The 23,812-nt window shown below is 52.9% G+C and carries 26 protein-coding genes; 19 read left to right on the top strand and 7 right to left on the bottom strand.

Annotation, left to right across the window (positions count from 1 at the left end):
- Positions 1-3: 3 nt before the first annotated feature.
- Genes lptE through nadD form a run of 3 tightly spaced genes read left to right on the top strand, consistent with a single transcriptional unit; the run spans position 4 to position 2,271 of the window.
- Positions 4-597, top strand: coding sequence for an LPS assembly lipoprotein LptE (gene lptE / locus OGX84_RS18335; RefSeq protein WP_024130546.1), 594 nt, complete (start codon positions 4-6; stop codon positions 595-597).
- Entirely contained in the window at positions 597-1,628 is a 1,032-nt protein-coding gene (gene holA / locus OGX84_RS18330) for a DNA polymerase III subunit delta (RefSeq protein ID WP_012133346.1), read from the top strand. Before lptE ends, holA begins: the two co-directional genes overlap by 1 nt.
- A 1-nt stretch (position 1,629) precedes the next feature.
- Complete coding sequence (gene nadD / locus OGX84_RS18325; RefSeq protein WP_024130547.1) at positions 1,630-2,271, top strand: nicotinate-nucleotide adenylyltransferase; 642 nt, start codon at positions 1,630-1,632, stop codon at positions 2,269-2,271.
- On the opposite strand, the gene cobD is transcribed toward nadD, so the two are convergent.
- Positions 2,246-3,340, bottom strand: a complete 1,095-nt coding sequence (gene cobD / locus OGX84_RS18320) for a threonine-phosphate decarboxylase CobD (RefSeq protein WP_198448371.1) — start codon at positions 3,338-3,340, stop codon at positions 2,246-2,248. The two genes, nadD and cobD, sit on opposite strands and share 26 nt — an antisense overlap.
- Positions 3,341-3,434: 94 nt before the next feature.
- Here cobD and OGX84_RS18315 point away from each other — a divergent pair, with 94 nt between their 5' ends.
- From OGX84_RS18315 to lipA, 11 genes are all read left to right on the top strand, one after another.
- Positions 3,435-4,046, top strand: a complete 612-nt coding sequence (locus OGX84_RS18315) for an adenosylcobalamin/alpha-ribazole phosphatase (protein WP_200023788.1) — start codon at positions 3,435-3,437, stop codon at positions 4,044-4,046.
- 258 nt (positions 4,047-4,304) lie between these two features.
- Entirely contained in the window at positions 4,305-4,622 is a 318-nt protein-coding gene (gene rsfS, locus OGX84_RS18310; protein WP_012133350.1) for a ribosome silencing factor, read from the top strand.
- Between the two features lie 3 nt (positions 4,623-4,625).
- Positions 4,626-5,093, top strand: coding sequence for a 23S rRNA (pseudouridine(1915)-N(3))-methyltransferase RlmH (gene rlmH / locus OGX84_RS18305; protein WP_003022725.1), 468 nt, complete (start codon positions 4,626-4,628; stop codon positions 5,091-5,093).
- A gap of 30 nt (positions 5,094-5,123) precedes the next feature.
- The gene (mrdA, locus tag OGX84_RS18300; protein WP_012133351.1) at positions 5,124-7,025 is read left to right on the top strand and encodes a peptidoglycan DD-transpeptidase MrdA; all 1,902 of its coding nucleotides are present in this window, start codon (positions 5,124-5,126) and stop codon (positions 7,023-7,025) included.
- 2 nt (positions 7,026-7,027) lie between these two features.
- The gene (mrdB, locus tag OGX84_RS18295; RefSeq protein WP_012133352.1) at positions 7,028-8,140 is read left to right on the top strand and encodes a peptidoglycan glycosyltransferase MrdB; all 1,113 of its coding nucleotides are present in this window, start codon (positions 7,028-7,030) and stop codon (positions 8,138-8,140) included.
- 10 nt (positions 8,141-8,150) lie between these two features.
- On the top strand, positions 8,151-9,275 hold the full coding sequence (gene rlpA / locus OGX84_RS18290; RefSeq protein ID WP_115626476.1) for an endolytic peptidoglycan transglycosylase RlpA: 1,125 nt from the start codon (positions 8,151-8,153) through the stop codon (positions 9,273-9,275).
- 139 nt (positions 9,276-9,414) lie between these two features.
- Positions 9,415-10,626 carry a D-alanyl-D-alanine carboxypeptidase DacA gene (gene dacA / locus OGX84_RS18285; RefSeq protein WP_012133355.1) on the top strand — a complete coding sequence of 404 codons (1,212 nt, stop codon included), beginning with the start codon at positions 9,415-9,417 and terminating at the stop codon, positions 10,624-10,626.
- Positions 10,627-10,732: 106 nt separating this feature from the next.
- Positions 10,733-10,996: a DUF493 family protein YbeD gene (ybeD, locus tag OGX84_RS18280; RefSeq protein ID WP_000850547.1), complete on the top strand. Its 264-nt coding sequence runs from the start codon at positions 10,733-10,735 to the stop codon at positions 10,994-10,996.
- A 97-nt stretch (positions 10,997-11,093) separates the two neighbouring features.
- On the top strand, positions 11,094-11,735 hold the full coding sequence (gene lipB / locus OGX84_RS18275; RefSeq protein ID WP_047458192.1) for a lipoyl(octanoyl) transferase LipB: 642 nt from the start codon (positions 11,094-11,096) through the stop codon (positions 11,733-11,735).
- Positions 11,736-12,035: 300 nt separating this feature from the next.
- On the top strand, positions 12,036-13,010 hold the full coding sequence (locus tag OGX84_RS18270) for a YbeF family transcriptional regulator (protein ID WP_112002163.1): 975 nt from the start codon (positions 12,036-12,038) through the stop codon (positions 13,008-13,010).
- A gap of 187 nt (positions 13,011-13,197) precedes the next feature.
- Complete coding sequence (gene lipA / locus OGX84_RS18265; protein ID WP_012133358.1) at positions 13,198-14,163, top strand: lipoyl synthase; 966 nt, start codon at positions 13,198-13,200, stop codon at positions 14,161-14,163.
- 100 nt (positions 14,164-14,263) lie between these two features.
- On the opposite strand, the gene tatE is transcribed toward lipA, so the two are convergent.
- Both tatE and OGX84_RS18255 read right to left on the bottom strand, forming a co-directional pair.
- The gene (gene tatE / locus OGX84_RS18260) at positions 14,264-14,467 is read right to left on the bottom strand and encodes a twin-arginine translocase subunit TatE (RefSeq protein WP_012133359.1); all 204 of its coding nucleotides are present in this window, start codon (positions 14,465-14,467) and stop codon (positions 14,264-14,266) included.
- Between the two features lie 129 nt (positions 14,468-14,596).
- Positions 14,597-15,385 carry a deaminated glutathione amidase gene (locus OGX84_RS18255; RefSeq protein WP_047458198.1) on the bottom strand — a complete coding sequence of 263 codons (789 nt, stop codon included), beginning with the start codon at positions 15,383-15,385 and terminating at the stop codon, positions 14,597-14,599.
- A 91-nt stretch (positions 15,386-15,476) separates the two neighbouring features.
- On the opposite strand from OGX84_RS18255, the gene crcB reads away from it, so the two are divergent.
- Positions 15,477-15,860: a fluoride efflux transporter CrcB gene (crcB, locus tag OGX84_RS18250; protein WP_024130549.1), complete on the top strand. Its 384-nt coding sequence runs from the start codon at positions 15,477-15,479 to the stop codon at positions 15,858-15,860.
- A 54-nt stretch (positions 15,861-15,914) separates the two neighbouring features.
- On the opposite strand, the gene cspE is transcribed toward crcB, so the two are convergent.
- Positions 15,915-16,124, bottom strand: a complete 210-nt coding sequence (gene cspE, locus OGX84_RS18245) for a transcription antiterminator/RNA stability regulator CspE (protein ID WP_000034825.1) — start codon at positions 16,122-16,124, stop codon at positions 15,915-15,917.
- A gap of 187 nt (positions 16,125-16,311) precedes the next feature.
- Positions 16,312-16,875 carry a lipid IV(A) palmitoyltransferase PagP gene (pagP, locus tag OGX84_RS18240; protein WP_012133363.1) on the bottom strand — a complete coding sequence of 188 codons (564 nt, stop codon included), beginning with the start codon at positions 16,873-16,875 and terminating at the stop codon, positions 16,312-16,314.
- Between the two features lie 459 nt (positions 16,876-17,334).
- Here pagP and dcuC point away from each other — a divergent pair, with 459 nt between their 5' ends.
- Complete coding sequence (dcuC, locus tag OGX84_RS18235) at positions 17,335-18,720, top strand: anaerobic C4-dicarboxylate transporter DcuC (protein ID WP_012133365.1); 1,386 nt, start codon at positions 17,335-17,337, stop codon at positions 18,718-18,720.
- Between the two features lie 116 nt (positions 18,721-18,836).
- Here dcuC and dpiA read toward each other — a convergent pair whose 3' ends face one another.
- Together dpiA and dpiB are read right to left on the bottom strand one after the other, a co-directional pair.
- Positions 18,837-19,514, bottom strand: a complete 678-nt coding sequence (gene dpiA / locus OGX84_RS18230; protein ID WP_012133367.1) for a two-component response regulator DpiA — start codon at positions 19,512-19,514, stop codon at positions 18,837-18,839.
- Positions 19,483-21,144: a sensor histidine kinase DpiB gene (dpiB, locus tag OGX84_RS18225; protein WP_012133368.1), complete on the bottom strand. Its 1,662-nt coding sequence runs from the start codon at positions 21,142-21,144 to the stop codon at positions 19,483-19,485. The genes dpiA and dpiB overlap by 32 nt, the downstream gene beginning before the upstream one ends.
- Positions 21,145-21,530: 386 nt before the next feature.
- Between dpiB and citC the strand changes: the two genes are divergently transcribed.
- From citC to OGX84_RS18210, 3 genes are read left to right on the top strand one after another with little or no spacing between them, the layout of a single operon-like run.
- Entirely contained in the window at positions 21,531-22,607 is a 1,077-nt protein-coding gene (gene citC, locus OGX84_RS18220) for a [citrate (pro-3S)-lyase] ligase (RefSeq protein WP_012133369.1), read from the top strand.
- The gene (gene citD / locus OGX84_RS18215; RefSeq protein WP_012133370.1) at positions 22,604-22,900 is read left to right on the top strand and encodes a citrate lyase acyl carrier protein; all 297 of its coding nucleotides are present in this window, start codon (positions 22,604-22,606) and stop codon (positions 22,898-22,900) included. The genes citC and citD overlap by 4 nt, the downstream gene beginning before the upstream one ends.
- Positions 22,897-23,805 (top strand): aldolase/citrate lyase family protein, encoded by a 909-nt coding sequence (locus tag OGX84_RS18210; protein WP_024130551.1) that lies wholly within the window; start codon positions 22,897-22,899, stop codon positions 23,803-23,805. Before citD ends, OGX84_RS18210 begins: the two co-directional genes overlap by 4 nt.
- Positions 23,806-23,812: the final 7 nt, after the last annotated feature.

The following is a 23,812-nucleotide window of genomic DNA, read 5'->3' as shown; positions in this document are numbered from 1 at the left end:
AGCGTGCGACATCTGACAACATTGTTGTTATCCCTGGCGGTGCTGGTCACCGCCGGGTGCGGCTGGCATCTGCGTAGCACTACGCAGGTGCCCAGCACGATGAAAACTATGATTCTTGATACAAGCGATCCGAATGGACCATTAAGCCGGGCGGTACGTAACCAACTGCGTCTTAACAATATTGAATTGCTTGAAAAAGATACAACGCGCCAGGATGTTCCGTCACTGCGCCTTGGCCGGACCAGTATCTCTAAAGATACCGCCTCCGTGTTCCAGGATGGCCGTACGGCGGAATACCAGATGGTCATGAGCGTCAGTGCAAGCGTTCTGATCCCGGGTCATGATATTTATCCGATCAGCACGAAAGTGTACCGTTCATTCTTTGATAACCCGCAAACCGCGCTGGCGAAGGATAATGAACAGGATATGATCATCAAAGAGATGTATGACAAAGCGGCCGAACAGTTGATTCGCAAGCTGCCGAGTATCCATGTCGCTGATGCTCAGTCATCCCAGGAAAACGCGGACGCCGCTGAAAACACCACGGCGACGCCAGCATCTTCCCCGGCACGCGTGTCCACCACGCTGGGTAACTGATGATCCGGTTGTACCCTGAACAACTCCGCGCACAGCTCAATGAAGGGCTGCGCGCGGCGTATTTGCTCCTGGGCAACGACCCTCTCTTGTTGCAGGAAAGCCAGGACGCTATTCGTCTGACGGCCGCTGCGCAAGGGTTCGAAGAACACCACGCCTTTACGATCGACACCAGCACCGACTGGGGAACTCTGTTCTCGCAGTGTCAGGCAATGAGCCTGTTTGCCAGCCGTCAAACGCTGCTGTTGTTGCTACCGGAAAATGGCCCGAATGCGGCGATCAATGAACAGCTCGCAACGCTCAGCGGTTTGCTGCATGACGACCTGCTGCTGATCGTGCGCGGAAACAAGCTCACCAAAGCCCAGGAAAACGCCGCCTGGTATACCTCGCTGGCGGGCACTGGCGTGCAGGTAAGCTGTCAGACGCCGGAGCAGGCGCAGCTACCGCGCTGGGTTGCCGCCAGAGCAAAGCAGAATAATTTGCAACTGGATGACGCCGCGAATCAGCTGCTGTGTTATTGCTACGAAGGCAACCTGCTGGCGCTGGCGCAGGCGCTGGAGCGGCTTTCACTCCTCTGGCCTGACGGTAAGCTCACGCTTCCACGCGTAGAGCAGGCCGTCAACGACGCGGCGCACTTCACGCCATACCATTGGGTGGATGCGTTATTGATGGGCAAAAGCAAACGCGCCCTGCATATTTTGCAGCAACTGCGCCTTGAAGGCAGTGAGCCCGTGATCCTGCTGCGCACCCTGCAACGCGAATTACTGATGCTGGTTAACCTTAAACGGCAATCCGCCCATACGCCTCTGCGCACGCTGTTTGATAAACATCGGGTATGGCAAAACCGTCGCGGCATGATTGGCGATGCGTTGAATCGGCTCCAGCAGACCCAGCTTCGCCAGGCAGTGCAACTGTTGACGCGGACGGAAATTACGCTAAAACAAGATTATGGACAGTCAGTGTGGGCTGAGCTGGAGGGGCTTTCTCTTCTTCTCTGCCACAAAGCGCTGGCAGATGTTTTTATTGATGGTTGATATGAAATCGTTACAGGCTCTGTTCGGCGGCACCTTTGATCCCGTGCATTATGGTCATCTCAAGCCCGTGGAAACGCTGGCCAATCTGATTGGCCTGTCGCGGGTGATTATCATGCCCAATAACGTACCGCCCCATCGTCCACAGCCTGAAGCGTCCAGCGCACAGCGTAAATATATGCTTGAGCTGGCTATCGCCGACAAACCGCTGTTTATCCTGGATGAGCGCGAACTCAAACGCGATACCGCCTCTTACACCGCGCAAACGCTGAAAGAGTGGCGGGAAGAGCAAGGCCCGGACGCGCCGCTGGCGTTTATCATCGGCCAGGACTCCTTACTGACGTTCCCGACCTGGCATGACTATGAAACCATTCTGGACAACACTCACCTGATCGTTTGCCGACGCCCCGGCTACCCGCTTGAGATGGTGAAAGAGCAGCATCAGCAGTGGCTGGAGCGCCATTTAACCCATACGCCGGACGATCTGCACGCGCTCCCGGCGGGTAAAATTTATCTGGCTGAAACGCCCTGGTTCAATATCTCCGCCACCCTTATCCGCGAGCGGCTGGAGAAAGGCGAACCGTGCGACGATCTCATGCCGGAATCCGTCCTGAACTACATCAACCAGCAAGGGTTGTATCGGTAAAGACTTCCGCCAGCGCCGTCAGCAGGCGGCGGTTATCTTCCTGACTGCGAATCGCCACCCGGTAATAACGCGCGTCAAGCCCCGGATAGTTAGCACAGCTGCGGATCAGAATGTGCTTCTCCAGCAAGGCACGTTGCAAATCCAGGCCTTCCCGCTCACAGCGTAATAAAAGATAATTCGCCCGACCGGGATAAACCGTTAGCTCAGGAAACGCATGTAACCGCTGACGGAAGCGTTGCCCCTCCTCCTCCAGCCACTGCCAGGTCGCCTGGTGATAGGCGGCATCCTGCAAGATAACCTCTCCGGCCAGCGCCGCAAACGCGTTGATTGACCAGGGCATCTGTTGCGCTCTCATTCGCGCGACCGCCTGCTCGTCGCTGTTCACCAGATAGCCCAGCCGCAGCCCCGGAATGGCGTAAAATTTGGTGAGCGAACGCAGCACCCAGATATGCGGGTTGCCCTGCAACAGCGGAATAAAACCCTCTTCACCCGGAATAAAATCGATAAACGCCTCATCCAGGATCAGCGCGATCCCCTGCGTCTTACAGCGCTCCGCAATAGCCAGTAACAGTTCGCGAGCAGGCAGGAGTCCGGTTGGATTATTTGGCGTACAGAGAAACAGGCAGTCCAGATCCGGGGTCAGCGCATTCAGAATGGCGTCCGTGAGTTGCCAGCCATCGGCTTCGCGAAGCGCAAATTCATGTATCTCACACGCGCCCCACTGTAGCGCACGGCGATACTCGGCAAAGCCCGGCGTGACGATCATGGCATGACGCGGCTTCAACCCGTGAACCAGCGTGAAGATGGATTCCGTCTCGCCATTTCCGGCCAGGAGCCATGACGCGGGGATCTGATGGTGCTGCGCCAGCGCCTGGTGCAGATGCTGATAATCCACATCAGGATACCGCTCCGCGCAGGCAAGATTGTCGATAAGCGCGCGTTTTAAGCGCCCTGGCATACCCAGAGGATTAATATTTGCGCTAAAATCCAGCAACTGTTCAGGCGAGATGCCCAACAATGCGGCGGCTTCCCGGGTGTTACCGCCATGCGCACTCTTCAGTAAAGGCATCTTGCCTCCGATAAAAAGTCTATTTTAGTGAAAAAGCGCTGCGCAATCAGGGTGAATATCATATTTTGCGCGAATACGTATCACGAGGAAAAACATGCGACTCTGGTTAGTTCGTCATGGGGAAACCGAAGCTAATGTAGCCGGATTATACAGCGGCCACGCCCCCACTCCGCTGACAGAAAAAGGGATAGCCCAGGCGCAAACGCTGAATAACCTGCTGCGCAATGTCCCCTTCGACAACGTATTCTGTAGCGAACTGGAACGCGCCCGCCACACGGCGCGGCTGGTGCTTCACGACCGCGACGTACCGCAGCGCCTGTTCCCGGAGCTTAACGAGATGTTTTTTGGCGACTGGGAGATGCGTCATCACCGCGATCTGAGCCGCGAAGACGCAGCAAGTTACGCGGCCTGGTGCACCGACTGGCAGAACGCCGTCCCGACCAATGGGGAAGGCTTCCAGGCATTCTCACAACGCGTAGAGCGCTTTATTGCACAACTTGCTGATTATAAAGATAATAAAAACCTGCTGGTCGTGAGCCACCAGGGGGTTCTGAGTCTCATAATCGCGCGATTATTGTCCATGCCCGCCGCCTCATTATGGCATTTCAGGGTTGAGCAAGGATGCTGGAGCGCCATTGATTTTTGTGAAGATTTCGCCACGCTGAAGGTGTTAAACAGTCGGGCCGTCTGGCATCACGGCGAGTGATATTTCTGTTTTTTCTCCTCGGGGGCGTTTCGACCATTGACACCCCCTGACAGGCTGCTATCCTCCGCGCCAGACTTCTCCCGCCCTTCAGAGCTTTGCAGAAATTGTTTTACAAAAATGGCGATGCAATCTGTTGTGCGGGATGGGATGATAACCCACTTTTAAACGCCCGTTGATGACATTAGTCCCGACATCGCCTCGGGTTCAGGTATACTGACAGGCTTATTTATATTCATCCGTAATACCCAGGGGGAAAACTTGCAGGGTAAAGCACTCCAGGATTTTGTAATCGACAAAATTGATGACCTGAAAGGTCAGGACATCATCACCTTAGATGTTCAGGGTAAATCCAGTATCACCGACTGCATGATTATCTGCACCGGTACATCCAGCCGTCACGTTATGTCTATTGCTGACCACGTTGTACAGGAATCTCGCGCGGCGGGCATGTTGCCGCTTGGCGTTGAAGGTGAAAGCGTAGCCGACTGGATTGTCGTTGACCTGGGTGATGTGATTGTCCATGTCATGCAGGAAGAGAGCCGTCGCCTGTATGAACTGGAAAAACTCTGGAGTTAATGCGTGAAGCTTCAACTTGTCGCTGTCGGTACGAAAATGCCCGACTGGGTACAAACCGGTTTTACGGAGTATCTCCGGCGTTTTCCGAAAGACATGCCGTTTGAGCTGATCGAAATTCCAGCGGGCAAACGCGGCAAGAACGCGGATATTAAACGTATTCTCGACAAAGAGGGTGAGCAGATGCTGGCGGCCGCAGGCAAAAACCGTATCGTCACCCTTGATATCCCAGGGAAACCCTGGGACACGCCGCAGCTGGCGACTGAGCTGGAGCGCTGGAAGCTGGATGGTCGCGACGTCAGTCTCCTGATTGGCGGCCCTGAGGGGTTGTCTCCGGCCTGTAAAGCGGCGGCGGAACAAAGCTGGTCACTTTCTGCGTTAACCCTCCCCCACCCGCTGGTTCGGGTGCTGGTGGCAGAGAGTCTGTACCGGGCGTGGAGCATTACCACCAACCACCCTTATCACCGTGAGTGATTATTAAGCCTTGAGTAGATTAAGCAGCGGATGAAACTACAGAATTCTTTTCGCGACTATACGGCTGAGTCCGCGCTGTTCGTGCGCCGGGCGCTGGTCGCTTTTTTGGGTATTTTGCTGCTGACCGGCGTGCTCATCGCCAACCTTTATAATCTGCAAATCGTGCGTTTTACCGATTACCAGACCCGCTCGAACGAAAACCGCATCAAACTGGTCCCCATCGCCCCCAGCCGTGGGATCATCTATGACCGTAACGGCATCCCCCTCGCCCTCAACCGCACTATTTATCAGATAGAAATGATGCCGGAGAAGGTCGATAACGTTCAGCAAACGCTGGATGCGTTACGCAGCGTAGTCGATTTGAACGACGATGACATTGCCGCGTTCAAGAAAGAGCGCGCACGTTCACACCGTTTTACCTCTATTCCCGTCAAAACGAACCTGACCGAAGTGCAGGTCGCGCGTTTTGCCGTCAATCAGTACCGTTTTCCTGGCGTGGAAGTGAAAGGCTACAAGCGCCGCTACTATCCTTACAACTCCGCGCTGACCCACGTCATCGGCTACGTTTCGAAGATTAACGATAAAGACGTCGAACGCCTTGATAAAGACGGTAAGCTGGCCAACTACGCCGCCACGCACGATATCGGCAAGCTGGGGATTGAGCGCTATTACGAAGAGGTGCTGCACGGCCAGACGGGTTATGAAGAAGTTGAAGTCAACAACCGTGGCCGCGTCATCCGTCAGCTTAAAGAAGTGCCGCCGCAGGCCGGGCATGACATCCATCTCACAATTGACCTGAAACTCCAGCAATATATTGAAACGCTGCTGGCGGGCAGCCGCGCCGCTGTGATCGTAACCGACCCACGGACAGGCGGTGTACTGGCGCTGGTTTCCATGCCGAGCTACGACCCGAACCTGTTTGTGGATGGCATCTCCAGCAAAGATTACTCAGGGTTGCTCAACGACCCGAATACGCCGCTGGTTAACCGGGCGACGCAAGGTGTTTACCCGCCGGCCTCAACGGTTAAACCGTATGTCGCGGTGTCCGCTTTAAGCGCTGGGGTGATCACCCGCAATACCAGCCTGTTCGACCCCGGATGGTGGCAGTTGCCGGGTTCTGAGAAGCGTTACCGCGACTGGAAAAAATGGGGTCACGGTCATCTGAACATCACCAAATCCCTTGAAGAGTCAGCGGATACCTTCTTCTACCAGGTGGCCTATGACATGGGGATAGACCGACTCTCCGAGTGGATGAGCAAATTTGGATACGGGGAATATACCGGCATCGATCTGGCTGAAGAGCGTTCCGGCAATATGCCAACCCGTGAGTGGAAGCAAAAACGCTTTAAAAAGCCGTGGTATCAGGGCGATACCATCCCGGTGGGCATCGGCCAGGGTTACTGGACGGCGACCCCGATCCAGATGAGCAAGGCGCTGATGATCCTGATTAACGACGGGGTGGTAAAAGTGCCGCATCTGCTGATGAGCACGGCGGAGAATGGCAAGCAGGTGCCGTGGGTACAGCCGCACGAACCGCCTGTCGGCGATATTCACTCCGGTTACTGGGAAATTGCCAAAGACGGCATGTACGGCGTCGCAAACCGCGCTAACGGCACTGCGCATAAATATTTCGCCAGCGCGCCGTATAAAATCGCCGCGAAGTCTGGTACGGCGCAGGTCTTTGGCCTGAAAGCCAACGAAACCTACAACGCGCACAAAATTGCTGAACGACTACGCGACCATAAACTGATGACGGCATTCGCGCCGTATAACAATCCCCAGGTTGCTGTCGCCATAATCCTGGAAAACGGCGGCGCGGGCCCGGCTGTCGGTACAATCATGCGTCAGATTCTTGACCACATCATGTTGGGCGACAACAACACCAATTTGCCTGCGGAAAACCCGGCGGTTGCAGCGGCGGAGGACCAATAATCGTGACGGATAATCCGAACAAAAAAACATTCTGGGATAAAATCCATATCGATCCCACGATGTTACTGATTCTGCTGGCGCTGCTGGTTTACAGTTCATTAGTCATCTGGAGCGCCAGCGGCCAGGATATTGGCATGATGGAGCGAAAAATCGGTCAGATCGCGATGGGTCTGGTCATTATGGTGGTGATGGCGCAAATCCCGCCTCGTGTCTACGAAGGATGGGCGCCCTATCTCTATATTTTCTGCATCATCCTGCTGGTGGCGGTAGACGCCTTCGGGGCGATATCCAAAGGAGCGCAACGCTGGCTGGATCTGGGGATCGTCCGTTTTCAGCCTTCTGAAATCGCCAAGATCGCCGTCCCCCTGATGGTGGCGCGCTTTATCAACCGTGATGTCTGCCCGCCGTCGCTGAAAAACACGGCTATCGCGCTGGTATTGATTTTTATGCCGACTCTGCTGGTCGCCGCGCAGCCTGACCTGGGCACCTCGATTCTGGTCGCCCTTTCCGGCCTGTTCGTGCTGTTTTTGTCTGGTTTGAGCTGGCGTTTAATCGGCATTGCGGTGGTGCTGATTGCCGCGTTTATCCCGATCATGTGGTTCTTCCTGATGCATGATTATCAGCGCCAGCGCGTCATGATGCTTCTCGACCCGGAGACCGACCCTTTAGGCGCGGGTTATCATATCATCCAGTCTAAAATTGCGATTGGCTCCGGCGGCCTGCGCGGTAAAGGCTGGCTGCACGGCACTCAGTCGCAGCTTGAGTTTTTACCCGAACGCCACACCGACTTTATCTTCGCCGTACTGGCGGAAGAGTTAGGCCTGGTGGGAATATTAATCCTGCTGGCGCTCTACATTCTGCTGATTATGCGCGGACTGTGGATCGCTGCCCGCGCGCAAACCACCTTTGGCCGCGTGATGGCCGGTGGTTTAATGTTGATATTATTCGTTTATGTCTTCGTAAATATTGGTATGGTGAGCGGTATTCTGCCCGTTGTAGGGGTTCCACTCCCGCTGGTCAGTTACGGAGGCTCCGCACTGATAGTGCTGATGGCCGGGTTCGGGATTGTTATGTCGATCCACACCCACAGAAAAATGTTGTCGAAAAGCGTGTAAGGGGTGCGCAATGCGTAAGCAGTTGCCAGGAGTCTGCGTCGCGGCAGGAATAATGTTACTCGCGGCGTGTTCGAGTGATGATGGTCAGCAGCAGGTTGCCGTCGCGCCGCAGCCTGCGGTGTGTAACGGGCCGATTGTTGAGATCGGCGGGGCGGAGCCACGTTATGAACCTCTGAGCCCGACAGCAAATCAGGATTATCAACGAGACGGTAGAAGCTACAAAATTGTCCAGGACCCGTCTCGCTTTAGCCAGGCCGGGCTTGCCGCCATTTATGATGCGGAACCCGGCAGCAATTTGACCGCATCAGGCGAAGCGTTTGACCCGATGCAGCTCACCGCTGCGCATCCAACGCTGCCGATCCCGAGCTATGCGCGAATCACGAATCTGGCGAATGGCCGGATGATCGTGGTACGCATTAACGATCGCGGCCCTTACGGTAACGATCGGGTGATTTCACTCTCCCGCGCGGCGGCCGATCGTCTGAATACGTCGAATAACACCAAAGTCCGCGTTGATCCCATTATCGTTGCGCAGGATGGTTCACTGTCAGGGCCAGGCATGGCCTGCACGACAGTGGCGAAACAGACCTACGCCCTGCCCGCGCGCCCTGATTTAAGCGGCGGCATGGGCAGCGTCTCTTCCGCGCCGGAATCGGTACAGCCGCAAGGCGATGTCCGGGCGATAAGCAATTCGACGCTGAAAAGCGATGACCCGAGCGGCGCACCGGTCAACAGCAGCGGCTTCCTTGGCGCGCCGACCACGCTCGCCTCCGGGGTGCTCGAAGGCAGCGAACCAACGCCCGCGCCACAGCCCGCCGTAGCGACACCCGCCGCGCCGGTAACGGCTCCTGGTTCGACTCAGGGCGCAGTCGCTGCCCCGACGCCGGCTCCAGCTCCGGCCGCCGCAAGCAGCGGTTTCGTGGTTCAGGTTGGCGCGGTCAGCGATCAAACGCGCGCGCAGCAGTACCAGCAGCGTTTAAGCCAGCAGTTTGGCGTACCGGGGCGTGTGATGCAAAACGGCGCGGTCTGGCGCATTCAGCTTGGGCCATTCGCCAGCAAAACTGAAGCCAGCGCGTTGCAGCAGCGTCTGCAATCTGAAGCCCAGTTACAGTCCTTTATCGCCAGCGCGCAGTAGCCTGCAAAGGGCATCTGAATTGTCAATTTCTGTAAATGACATTAACAAAGTCACGCGGAAAGTCAGATGCCTGCCGGTTATGCTTTTGCTATAGTAGGGCACTTTTTTTAATTCCATCACGGACGTCGTAGTTCAGACCATGAAGACCACTTTTTCCGCTCGTTTCATGCAGCGCATGGCGCTCACCACGGCTCTTTGCGCCGCCTTTATCACAAGCGCGCATGCCGATGACCTGAATATCAAAACCATGATCCCAGGCGTTCCGCAGATCGATGCGGAGTCGTATATCCTGATCGACTACAACTCCGGCAAAGTGCTGGCGGAACAAAATGCGGATACGCGCCGCGATCCCGCCAGCCTGACCAAAATGATGACCAGCTATGTCATCGGCCAGGCGATGAAAGCAGGGAAATTTAAAGAAACCGATCTGGTGACGATCGGCAACGACGCCTGGGCTACCGGCAACCCGGTATTTAAAGGCTCGTCCCTGATGTTCCTGAAACCGGGTATGCAAGTTCCTGTTTCCCAGTTAATCCGTGGTATTAACCTGCAATCCGGCAACGACGCCTGCGTGGCGATGGCCGACTTTGCCGCCGGCAGCCAGGATGCCTTCGTCGGGCTGATGAACAGCTATGTGAATGCCCTGGGTCTGAAAAACACCCACTTCCAGACCGTTCATGGCCTGGATGCTGATGGACAATACAGCTCTGCGCGCGACATGGCGCTGATCGGCCAGGCGTTAATCCGCGATGTGCCAAACGAATACTCTATCTACAAAGAAAAAGAGTTCACCTTCAACGGGATTCGCCAGTTAAACCGCAATGGTCTGCTGTGGGACAACAGCCTGAACGTTGACGGGATCAAAACCGGCCACACGGATAAAGCAGGCTACAACCTCGTGGCGTCGGCAACTGAAGGCCAGATGCGCCTGATCTCTGCGGTGATGGGTGGACGTACCTACAAAGGTCGTGAAACAGAAAGCAAAAAACTGCTGACCTGGGGCTTCCGCTTCTTTGAAACCGTGAACCCGCTGAAAGTCGGGAAAGAGTTTGCCTCTGAACCGGCCTGGTTTGGCGACACCGACCGCGCCTCGCTGGGTGTGGATAAAGACGTCTATCTGACTATCCCTCGCGGCCGCATGAAAGATCTGAAAGCCAGCTATGTGCTGAACACGGCGGAACTGCATGCCCCGTTGCAGAAAAACCAGGTCGTCGGCACAATCAACTTCCAATTGGATGGCAAAACCATTGAGCAGCGCCCGCTGGTGGTACTACAGGAAATTCCTGAAGGTAACTTCTTCGGCAAAATCATTGATTACATTAAATTAATGTTCCATCACTGGTTTGGTTAAAAATTAAGCACTTGAAAGTGTGATTTCCATCCCCATATACTGAGTATCCTGATAACTCCCACACGCTGTGGGAGTTATTATTTTTTGATGTAATGCCGGAGCTGACATGAAAACCAAACTTAACGAACTGCTTGAATTCCCTACGCCATTTACTTACAAAGTAATGGGGCAGGCGTTGCCTGAGCTGGTTGATCAGGTGGTTGAAGTGGTACAGCGCCATGCGCCAGGTGATTACTCCCCGACGGTAAAACCGAGCAGCAAAGGTAACTACCACTCGGTCTCTATCACCATCAACGCAACCCATATCGAGCAGGTTGAAACACTGTACGAAGAACTGGGTAATATCGATATCGTTCGTATGGTGCTGTAATACATCCGTTCGTTACCCGGCGTTGCCCGGGTAACATCCTCCCCCGCTGTGATATACTTTTCTCCCTCTTTTGTTCATTCTCTACGGAGATGCCGTTTTGTATCAGGATAAAATTCTTGTCCGCCAGCTCGGTCTTCAGCCCTACGAACCCGTTTCCCAGGCCATGCACGAATTCACCGATACCCGCGATGAAAACACGCCCGATGAGATCTGGTTAGTTGAGCACTTTCCTGTTTTCACCCAGGGTCAGGCCGGTAAAGCGGAGCATGTATTAATGCCCGGCGATATTCCGGTGATCCAGAGCGATCGTGGCGGGCAAGTCACCTATCACGGCCCCGGCCAGCAGGTAATGTATGTTCTGCTGAATCTTAAACGCCGTAAGCTGGGCGTGCGGGAGCTGGTAACGCTGCTGGAACAAACCGTCGTCAATACGCTTGCCGAACTGGGTATTGATGCGCATCCGCGAGCCGATGCGCCCGGAGTTTATGTGGGAGAAAAAAAGATCTGCTCACTGGGTTTACGAATCCGTCGCGGCTGCTCTTTTCATGGTCTGGCATTAAACGTCAATATGGATCTCTCTCCGTTCTTACGCATCAATCCTTGCGGTTATGCCGGGATGGAAATGGCGAAAATATCGCAATGGGATAATAACGCAACGACGGATAATATTGCCCCTCGCCTGTTGGCCAATATTTTAGCCCTGCTAAACAATCCACCTCATGAATATATTCCTGCTTAATCAATAAAATATAATGACCCACGCAATTCATGGGTCATTAACTATATATTGCTTGAATGCTTTACTTCTCCGCCCGGTTTCTATATTTTCGTTATGCCTAAGCTAAAACCGTCAATGACGCAACCTCATCAGCCATCAGAATGAGGGGATTCGCTGTGGCTAAAATCCGAATGTACTGTTTGTTACCCTGTTGAAATTGTTACTGATATTGACATTCAGGCGATATTTAAGCCAAATCAAAAATGCAATAAATATAAACCCTACTATTATTTATAACGTGAATAAATTCGGAGCGAGAGCGTGAATGATAATAATCTGCCAGGACGACGTCTAATCGAGCAACGGCCAGAAGACAAACCTCAAATTTTCAGAACGCTGAGAAATATTGACCTTAATCTCTTGACTATTTTTGAAGCGGTATACGTTCATAAAGGCATCGTCAATGCTGCGAAAATTCTTAATTTAACGCCATCCGCTATTAGCCAGTCTATTCAAAAATTACGCGCTATATTTCCCGACCCGCTATTTATCCGTAAAGGCCAGGGCGTGACCCCGACGGCCTATGCCACCCATCTGCATGAGTATATTAGCCAGGGGCTGGAATCTATTCTGGGCGCGCTGGATCTGACCGGCAGTTACGACAAACAGCGCACCATCACGATAGGCACGCCTCCCTCTATCGGGGCGTTAGTCATGCCAACCATCTATCAGGCGATCAAATCCCGGTATCCGCAGCTTCTGTTACGCAACATTCCGGTAAGCGACGCCGAATGCCAGCTCAGCCAGTTTCAGACCGATTTGGTCATCGATACCCATATCTACAGTAGTCGGGCCATTCATCACCATGTGCTGTTTGCCGATACTGTTGAGCTGGTTTGTCGCCAGGATCACCCTTCACTTTCCGCCCCGCTAACCGAAGAGAAGCTGAAAGCGGTCGACCATACTCTGCTGATGCTCGAAGGGCAGAATTTCAGCCTGGTGCGTCAGCGTATCCAGGACCTCTTCCCTGAACGACAAATCAACTTTAGCAGCTACAACATCTTCACCATTGCCTCACTCATCGCCAGCAGCGACCTGCTGGGGATGATGCCTACCCGGTTCTACACCTTATTTAGCCGTTGCTGGCCGCTCAAGCGCATTCCCTATGCGCCACTGAGCGATGAGATAATCGACTTTTCGCTGCATTACAACAAATTAAGCTTGCGTGACCCGGTGCTGGAGAATGTTATTGATGTAATACGCGATGCGTTTCGAACCGGAGATGTTGCTGCTTAGTCACAGGAGATGTTGGGCAAATGGCACAAAACAACAACTATTTTACATTTTGCCGACCACTCAGGCTGCTTTATGGCCCGTTTCAATGATATACTGCCTGTAGTTAATTCAAAAATAGTTGATAAATACAACATTCCCTTGAATTGAAACGCTTTCCTTCGTTATTCGCAACTGGAACACGCACGCTATGAGTAAACCCATTGTGATGGAACGCGGTGTCAAATACCGCGATGCCGATAAGATGGCCCTTATCCCGGTTAAAAATGTGGCAACAGAGCGCGAAGCCCTGCTGCGTAAACCGGAATGGATGAAAATAAAGCTTCCAGCGGACTCCACTCGTATCCAGGGCATCAAAGCGGCAATGCGCAAAAATGGCCTGCATTCTGTCTGCGAGGAAGCCTCTTGCCCTAACCTGGCGGAATGTTTCAATCACGGAACCGCCACCTTTATGATCCTCGGCGCGATTTGTACCCGCCGTTGCCCGTTCTGTGACGTTGCCCACGGCCGCCCTGTCGCCCCGGATACCAACGAACCGTTAAAACTGGCTCAGACGATTGCAGATATGGCGTTACGCTATGTGGTTATCACCTCCGTTGACCGCGATGATCTGCGCGATGGCGGCGCTCAGCACTTTGCTGACTGCATTACCGCGATTCGTGAAAAAAGCCCGGCAATTAAAATTGAAACGCTGGTGCCTGACTTCCGTGGTCGTATGGATCGCGCACTGGAGATCCTTAACGCCACTCCGCCAGATGTCTTCAACCATAACCTTGAAAACGTACCGCGTGTCTATCGTCAGGTACGCCCAGGCGCCGATTACAACTGGTCGCTGAAGCTGCTGGAGCGTTTCAAAGAGGCCCACCCGGAAATCCCAACCAAATCGGGTCTGATGGTCGGTCTGGGAGAAACCAACGCTGAAATCATTGAGGTTATGCGCGACTTGCGCCGTCATGGCGTCACCATGCTGACGCTGGGCCAGTATTTACAGCCAAGCCGCCATCACCTGCCGGTACAGCGTTATGTTAGCCCGGAAGAGTTCGATGAGATGAAAGCCGAAGCCATGGCGATGGGCTTTACCCATGCCGCTTGCGGGCCGTTTGTTCGTTCTTCTTACCATGCAGACATGCAGGCGAAAGGACTGGAAGTGAAGTGATCGAGTAATACTCGCTTACATTTAACGCATAAAAAACCCGCTTAAACGCGGGTTTTTTCTCTTCAGAGTCAGATGAAGGAGCATCCTGCTCGCGTCATGATCACTCTTTATGAGAGAGTTTCTCAGCCTGAATATCGCCGCCCGCTTCTTTTTTCGCGCCAGCGTCTTCATCATTCATCGCCTTTTTGAAACCTTTAATTGCCGTGCCCAGGTCTCCGCCCAGCGTACGTAACTTCCTGGTACCAAACAGCAGAACGACCAGTGCGGCAACCACCAGCAGTTTGGTAATACTAATCTCACCCATAGATACCTTCTTGACTTAAAATCAGGCGGCTTAACGCGCCATATTAACCTGAGAATATTAACGGTCATTCGACGCGCGCACACAATAGCAATCTGTAACAAGGTGAATCAAGCTTAGTTTAAAAAAACATCATAATAATTGCGGTGGCGCAAAACGACGGTTACGTAAAACGGGAAGTTGCGCCCGAACTTGCCTGACGCGCTCGGCGGAGACCTCGGCCATAATCAGCGCCGGAGTCTCTGCCGCAGCGGCTATTGTGACGCCAAACGGATCGACGATTCGGCTTTGACCGATATTTTTGTTGCCGCACTCCCCTGCGGCAACGATGTAGCAGGTTGAATCCAGCGCTCTTGCCGCCAGCAAGGTCGCCCAGTGATGCTCTTTCAGCGCCCCTCTTACCCAGGCGGCAGGCAGCACCAGAATGTCAGCCCCCTGCAAAGCCAGCGCCAGAGCCAGCTCCGGGAAGCGCAGGTCATAGCAGGTCATTAACCCGACTTTGATCCCCTCAACATCCAGCAGCGGGGCAATGGTGTCGCCTGCATCAACGCTGCGGGACTCCTGAATCGAAAAGGCATCGTACAAATGCAGCTTGGCGTAATGCGCAACAATCTTTCCCCCGCACAACGCAACCTGCATGTTGAATGCCCGCCCCGGCGTTGAAGGAACATGAATCGTCAGGATTGTCGTCATCGTATTGCGCGCACTCTCACGCAGTAAGCAGCGCAAAAATCCGCCCTCCAGTAGCTGCGCGGACTTAACCGACAGATCGGGATCGCGATCGTCGCGAGCCAGCAGCGCCTCAGGCAACACCAGTAAGGAAACGCCATTTTCTGCCGCCTGAGACATTAACGAAACGCATGTTTCGGCGTTCTTTTCCCAGACCGACGCCACGGCAAATTGTCCTGCTGCAACGAGCATACTCCCCTCCGACCAGATTCGTTAAACTCGCCAAAGATGTTTATTCGGCGTTACACTCATCCCATATACAATCAAATAGCAGGAATATTCAGTGTTACAACTCCTTTTAGCAGTTTTTATTGGCGGTGGTACAGGAAGCGTAGCGAGATGGATGTTGAGTATGCGGTTTAATCCGCTTCATCAGTCCATTCCGTTCGGCACCCTGACGGCGAATTTGATCGGCGCCTTCATCATCGGTATGGGCTTCGCCTTATTTAGTCGCATGACGAATATTGATCCGATGTGGAAGGTGTTGATTACCACCGGTTTTTGCGGCGGCCTGACCACGTTTTCCACCTTCTCAGCGGAAGTTGTTTTTTTGCTCCAGGATGGGCGTTTTGGCTGGGCGATGGTGAATATACTGGTCAACCTGCTCGGGTCATTTGCCATGACCGCGCTTGCGTTTTGGCTGTTTTCGGCATCCACCGCGCATTAAGGGCATAAAAAAACCCGCCAGTTGGCGGGTTTTGGAATTCTTGCTGTCGTATGCTTACAGAGCGATTACGTTAGCAGCAGAAGGGCCTTTGGCACCGTTAGTGATTTCGAACTCTACGCGCTGACCTTCAGCCAGAGTTTTAAAACCATTAGTCTGGATTGCAGAGAAGTGTACGAACACGTCTTTGCTGCCATCTTCCGGAGTAATGAAACCGAATCCTTTGGATTCATTAAACCACTTAACGTTACCTTTAATCTTAGACATCAAAATTACCTTTACATGAAAAATAGACACAAATGCTGTGTCGGGTACCAGTACATCAATTGTGGTGCATTTTGTCCAGTCCAACTTTGCCAAAAAGTGATAAATATCGCGTTATTTTTTAGATTTTTTGTACTACCTATTGTTTTATAACGCTATTTTATATACCACTAACCAGGCATATCACTCATCAAAACTGGAAACGCATCCAGGCAAAGTAGACGTTACCGTTGTTATACGTACCGGGGATGTAAGTCATCTGGAACGTTGCCGGACCGTAGCCTATCGAGGCTAACGGCAACAGAACCGGCACCGGAATGTACTTCCAGTTATCACGCGCCGTTGCGCCAGCGGTAAATCCCAGCCCCATGTGGAAGTTTTCATCTGCCAGAGGTCGCCAGGTTTTTTCCCAACCGTAACCGCCGATAGGCTCCCACTTATTGAAGGAGTCTTTAAACGCCATGATGTAAAGCCCATGCCAGTTGCCTTTATCATCCCAGCGTGACTGACCAAACCCTGCCCCCCACGGGCGCTCATTGTAGCGATCCGTTTTTTCTTTATCGTAGGCAAACCGCGCATGCCAGGTAATGGCCGGCACGTACAAATCATAATGCTCGGGTTGTTGCCAGGTTTCCGACACATTATCTTTCAGCGTATCAAACCAGCCTTTATCTGCTGAAAAGGCCTGGGGCAGAAGGGCGAATTGCACAAAGAGAAATGAAAGAACAAGAAAATATTTTTTAGCGACAATCACAACTTAATTACCATCCTGGAGTTCAATACCGATCGTAGCAAAACGAACCTGAATGGAATCTTAACAAAAAACAGGTAACGAAAAATCAGAAAACTCCCCTTTGCAATAACGAACCCGCTTATTTCCCGTTTATTTCATACGGATCATCGCCGTTTACTGAAACTTTTTATCATCAGGAAAGGGAATCTGGCCTGTTATAATTCTGTACACCACCCCATCATTAACATTACATTTCCATAAAAATAACAAATACAAAACAAATACGTTTCTACGTAAATTTTTCACCTGAGAGATTTCATATTCGTTGCCTGCATGAAAAAATAACAACACAGGACGTTTAATCCGTCCTTTTCTTGATTTTAATCAGCAAGGGGAAGCGGTTTATTCGGCACATTTTCACACCACTTTCTGTTCCTTTTTTATTCTTACTTTCTGGGCGTCCAGGCGACAGGGGAAACAATGCTAACGTTTATTGAACTCCTTATTGGGGTTATGGTTATTGTGGGTGTAGCGCGCTACATCATTAAAGGTTATTCAGCAACCGGCGTGCTCTTTGTGGGCGGCCTGGTGCTGCTGATTATCAGCGCGTTAATGGGGCATAAAGTCCTGCCCGCCAGTGAAACCAGTACCGGCTATACCGCGACGGACATCGTTGAATACATTAAGATTCTGTTGATGAGCCGTGGTGGCGACCTCGGTATGATGATCATGATGCTGTGCGGTTTCGCCGCCTACATGACGCATATCGGCGCAAACGACATGGTTGTAAAACTGGCCTCCAAACCGCTGCAATACATTAACTCACCTTACCTGCTGATGATCGCCGCCTATTTTGTCGCCTGCCTGATGTCGCTGGCGGTCTCTTCGGCAACAGGGCTTGGCGTATTGTTGATGGCAACGCTCTTCCCGGTGATGGTTAACGTCGGGATCAGCCGTGGCGCTGCCGCCGCCATCTGCGCTTCCCCCGCAGCGATCATCCTTTCTCCGACCTCGGGCGACGTGGTTCTGGCGGCAAAAGCGGCTGAGATGCCGTTGATTGATTTTGCCTTTAAAACGACCCTGCCGATCTCCATTGCCGCCATTATCGGTATGGCGATTGCCCACTTTTTCTGGCAGCGTTATCTGGATAAAAAAGAGAACATCTCCCATGAAATGCTGGATGTAAACGAAATTACCACCACCGCCCCGGCGTTTTACGCCATTCTGCCATTCACACCGATTATCGGCGTTCTGGTTTTTGATGGTAAATGGGGTCCGCAGCTGCACATTATTACTATTCTCGTCATCTGTATGCTGCTCGCTGCCGTGCTGGAGTTCATTCGCGGATTCAATACACAGAAAGTCTTTTCCGGTCTGGAAGTCGCGTACCGCGGGATGGCTGACGCGTTTGCGGGCGTGGTGATGCTGCTGGTCGCAGCCGGGGTATTCGCTCAGGGGCTGAGCACTATCGGTTTCATCCAGAGTCTGATCTCTATCGCCACCTCGTTTGGCTCCGCCAGTATTATCCTCATGCTGGTACTGGTGATCCTGACCATGCTCGCGGCAATGACCACCGGTTCCGGTAACGCGCCTTTCTATGCCTTTGTCGAAATGATTCCCAAACTGGCGCACTCTTCCGGTATTAACCCGGCTTACCTGTCCATTCCGATGTTGCAGGCTTCAAATCTGGGGCGCACGATCTCCCCGGTCTCTGGCGTCGTCGTTGCGGTGGCAGGGATGGCGAAGATTTCGCCGTTTGAAGTGGTGAAGCGTACTTCCGTTCCGGTTATGGTCGGGCTGCTGGTTGTCATTATTGCAACTGAAGTGATGGTGCCAGGCACTTCTTCCGCTGTGGCGGGTGGTTAAGCGAATTAATTTGTAGACGATTCGCCGGATGGCGGCGTAACGCCTTATCCGGCCTACAAATCTTACCCGTAGGCCCGGTAAGCATAGCGCCACCGGGCGATTGGCCAATCCCGAATTCAACCGTGGTAAATACGCTGCGGCCTGCCCACTTTTCCGTGAATAATCTCGGCAATAATCAAATGCTGACTGGCGCAATACTCCAGATACCGCCGGGATGTGGTACGGCTGATCGTCAGCGCCTGCGCCACCGTCTCAGCCGTATGGCGCGTCGCTGGGTCGCTAAACAGCTTCAGCACGGCATTCAGCGTCAGAGCATCAATCCCGGTCGGCAAATCACCTTTTGGCTCCCCTCGCGCATAGGCATTAAACATCTCGTCAATCTGCCGCTGGCTGGCGCTATCGTTACCCGCCAGCATACGCCGGCGTTGCTGATACCGCGTAAGCGTCTGCCCCAGACGCTCATAGGCAATCGGCTTCACCAGATAATCAAACGCCCCCCAGCGCACCGCTTCGGAGACGGTTTCCATATCACTGGCGGCCGTGGTAAACACAATTCCGCCGGGATAGCGCGCCTGCATCAGTTCATGCAGCAGCGTGATGCCTTTCCCATCCGGCAGATAGTTATCCAACAGAATAAGCCCGGGTTTAAAACGTTCGATCATCATACGGGCCTGCGCCAGATTGCCCGCCAGCCATATCTGGCTGAAACCGGGAATATGGCGGATATATTCCGCATGCATTTCCGCCAGCAGCGTTTCATCCTCAACGATCAATAGGGTTAATGGTTCCGTCATCGTTTTTTTTCACTTTCGGAAGAAATAGAGAAAACAAGGTGCCACAGGGATCATTATCTTCCAGCGTAATCACCCCGCCACAGCGCCCCACATAACTTGCAATCAGATACAGCCCGATGCCATGTTCGCCTGGTTCATCGGTTCGGGTGCTGACACCCTGTTCAAATATTTTTTCGCGCAGAGATTCAGGAACGCCGCATCCCTGATCGGCAACTTCAATCACCACATCGTCCCCTTCGTCGCTCAAATAGAGTTCAACGACGTTATTCCCTTCCCGGGTACGCAAACTGGCTTCAAACGCGTTATCGAGAAGATTGCCGACAATCGCGGCAAATTCGGTGCTATCAAGCCCTTCCGGGAGTCGGTGCAGTTGACTCCCGGGTACGATCGTCATTTTTAGCCCCAGCTCCCGCGCCCGCTGGACTTTGCCGAACAGCAGACCGGCGACCTGGCGATCGGCAAACGCGCTGCGTAGACTATCGATCAGTTGCTGTTGCGCCTGCGACTCGCCCTGCACCATTTCCCTGACCCGATCATACTCTTTCATCTGGAGCAGACCGTTGAGCGTCGACATCCAGTTCAGGTGTTCATGACGCAGCGTTCTCAGGCTCTCCACATACTGTTTTATTTGCGTCAGTTGGGCGTTCAGGGTGGAAATTTCATCCTTGCTGCGAAAGCTGATGATCGCCCCCAGTAATTCATCCCCGGAGCGAATGGCCTCACGATTGGCAATAACGCTCAACCCATTGAAATTCGCCATCACATCCTGGCGTTTTTCCGCAATCTGCTGTGTGAAGAAGTCCGCAGGATTAACAACCGTCTCTATCGACTTACCCAGCCATTGCCGCCCCGGCGAACGCAGCCCCAGCATTTTTCGCGCGTTGCGGTTAATGGCGGTAATGTGCCCTTCCGGGTCGACTGCAATTAATCCTTCATACACTGAACTGAATAATGCCTCCTGCTGGCGCACAACGCGCGCAATCTGCTTTGGCTCCATCCCCAGCATCTGGCGGCGAATGTGGGCGGCGAAAAACCAGGAAAGCAGCATAAGCACCACCAGCAGCAGGACGAATACGCCCGCCATCGGCAGTAAAAAATCCAGTCGCCAGCTGTCAATTTTACTGACCAGATAACCGATGGAAACCACGCCGATCACGTTGCCATTGTCGTCAAATATCGGCGTTTTAGCGCGCATCGCCATACCAATAGACCCCTTGCCGGTGATGAAATAGCTCTCACCGTTCTCCAGCGCGCCGGGTTTCGTGAACTGCATCGGATAACCAATTTTTTCCGGGTTAGGATGGTAGAGGCGAATCGAGTTTTTGTCGCCGATGACCACATAATCAAAATCGGTGTCGCTTTGTAGTTTGTCCGCGATGGTCGCCAGCCGCCTGTAATCCCGGTGTTTCACGGCCGTGATGATACTGTCGTTAGAGGCGATAATTTTTGCCTGGTTCATCGCCATATCCCTGACATGCGATGCCAGATAGTCTTCAAAGCTGGCGGAAAAATAGCGGGCTAACGCGGCGATGATGAAAACAGAAACGACCAGAATGAGCAGAAAAATCCGCAGCGGGAACGCGAGTTGACGAAAAAAAAGAAACCGTTTTTTATTTTTTGGGTCGGGCATTGTTATTCCTTCGCTGGCGTAAGCGTCTCATTTCCCGTATATGTAATAAAAATGTTTTAACTTTCTGCTGTGCATTTAATAGCGATCGTTACAGATTCCCCACCTTAAATCAATTAAACAAATAAAACCCACCGCGCAATTTGCTATTAAATTAATTAAAAAACTTAAAACCATTAAACACATAAAAACCATCTAAGTGTTTGTGAAATAAATCAAAATTTACCACCAAAATACCCCTTACGATGTAGGCAACAGAGAGAAAAAGAAATACGTCGTAATAAAAACAACGACCGCTCCAATTGAAAACAAAACGTTATCAGGTTGCAACGACACACAACATACGCAAAAAACTGGCAACAAAATATATCATCAGGACGCTCAATACTATGTTCGGTAATAATGTATTCACGCAAGTGAAACGCTCAGAAAATAAAAAGATGGCGGTTATCACGCAATTTCTGAAAGAGAATGATTTAAGCGTAGATACCACCGTCGAAGTTTTTATTACCGTTACGCGCGATGATCGTCTTATTGCCTGCGGCGGTATTGCCGGAAATATCATTAAATGCGTTGCTATCTGCCAATCCGTGCGCGGCGAAGGGCTGGCGCTGACGCTGGCTACAGAGTTAATCAACCTCGCCTACGAAAGGCACTGTACGCACCTCTTCATCTACACCAAAACAGAATACGAAGCGCTCTTTAAACAGTGCGGCTTCTCTACGCTGGCTGATGTGCCTGGCGTGATGGTGCTCATGGAAAACAGCAATACGCGCCTGAAACGCTACGCTGAATCCTTAACGAAACTGCGTCATGACGGGAAAAAAATCGGCTGTATCGTCATGAACGCCAACCCCTTCACAAACGGGCATCGCTATCTGATCCAGCAGGCCGCCGCACAGTGCGACTGGCTGCATCTGTTCCTGGTAAAAGAGGATACGTCGCGTTTTCCGTACGAGGACAGGTTTGATCTGGTTATCAAAGGAACAACGGATATTCCACGCCTGACTGTGCATCGCGGTTCCGAGTACATCATCTCGCGTGCGACCTTTCCGTGCTACTTCATCAAAGAACAAAGCGTCATTAACCACTGTTACACCGAAATCGACCTGAAGATTTTCCGCCAGTACCTGGCGCCAGCATTGGGTGTAACACACCGTTTTGTCGGCACGGAACCGTTTTGCACCGTCACCTCCCAGTACAACCACGATATGCGCTACTGGCTGGAGACGCCAACGCTTCCCGCCCCCCCCATCGAGCTGGTGGAAATTGAGCGGCTGTGTTTCCAGGAGATGCCGATTTCCGCCTCCTGGGTGCGCAAGCTGCTGGTTAAAAAAGATCTCACGGCTATCGCACCGCTGGTTCCCAACCCCACTCTGCACTATCTGCAAGGCATGGTTGAACGTAACCCGTCCAGCGCGGTAGTCCGCCAAAAGACCCCCGCATTAGAAACAGGTGAAAAATGAAAATAGACCAGGCTGCCGTCGCTGGCACACTTGAGTCCGGTGATGTGATGATTCGCATTGCTCCACTCGACACGCAGGATATTGACCTGCAAATCAACAGCAGCGTTGAAAAACAGTTTGGCGACGCCATTCGCGCCACCATTCTGGATGTGCTTGCCCGTTATAACGTCCGCGGCGTGCAATTAAATGTTGATGACAAAGGCGCGCTGGACTGCATTTTGCGTGCGCGGCTGGAAGCGTTACTGGCTCGCGCCAGCGGCATCCCCGCTCTGCCGTGGGAGGATCGCCAATGATTTCCGCTTCTCTGCAACAACGTAAATCCCGCACCCGGCGCAGCATGCTGTTCGTCCCCGGCGCAAATGCCGCGATGGTCAGCAACTCGTTTATCTACCCGGCCGATGCGCTGATGTTCGACCTGGAAGACTCCGTCGCGCTGCGTGAGAAAGATACCGCTCGCCGTCTGGTGTATCACGCCCTGCAACACCCGCTGTACCGTGATGTGGAAACCATTGTCCGCGTTAATGCGCTGGATTCCGAATGGGGCATTAACGACCTTGAAGCGGTGGTTCGCGGCGGCGCTGACGTTGTCCGTTTGCCGAAAACCGACACCGCTCAGGATGTTACCGACATCGAGAAAGAGATCCTGCGCATTGAGCAAACCTGCGGCCGTGAACCCGGCAGCACCGGGCTGCTGGCCGCAATCGAGTCGCCGCTGGGCATTACCCGCGCCGTTGAAATCGCCCACGCCTCCGAACGTCTCATCGGGATCGCGCTGGGGGCGGAAGACTATGTGCGCAATCTGCGTACCGAACGTTCCCCGGAAGGCACCGAGCTGCTGTTTGCCCGCTGCTCCATTTTACAGGCGGCACGCTCCGCAGGCATTCAGGCGTTCGATACCGTCTATTCCGATGCCAATAACGAAGCGGGTTTCCTGCACGAAGCGTCACACATCAAACAGCTGGGTTTTGACGGCAAGTCCCTCATCAACCCACGCCAGATTGAACTGCTGCACAACCTGTATGCCCCGACGCTTAAAGAAGTCGCCCATGCGCGTCTGGTCGTGGAAGCCGCAGAAGCCGCCGCCCGTGAAGGCCGCGGCGTCGTCTCCCTGAACGGCAAAATGGTAGACAGCCCGGTGATTGAACGCGCCCGTCTGGTGCTCTCCCGTGCAGAACTTTCCGGCATTCGCGAAGAATAAGGCAAAA

Source organism: Citrobacter sp. CK202, from assembly GCF_030333225.1.
GTDB lineage: Bacteria > Pseudomonadota > Gammaproteobacteria > Enterobacterales > Enterobacteriaceae > Citrobacter_B > Citrobacter_B koseri.
This window is presented reverse-complemented; position numbering and strand designations above follow the sequence as displayed.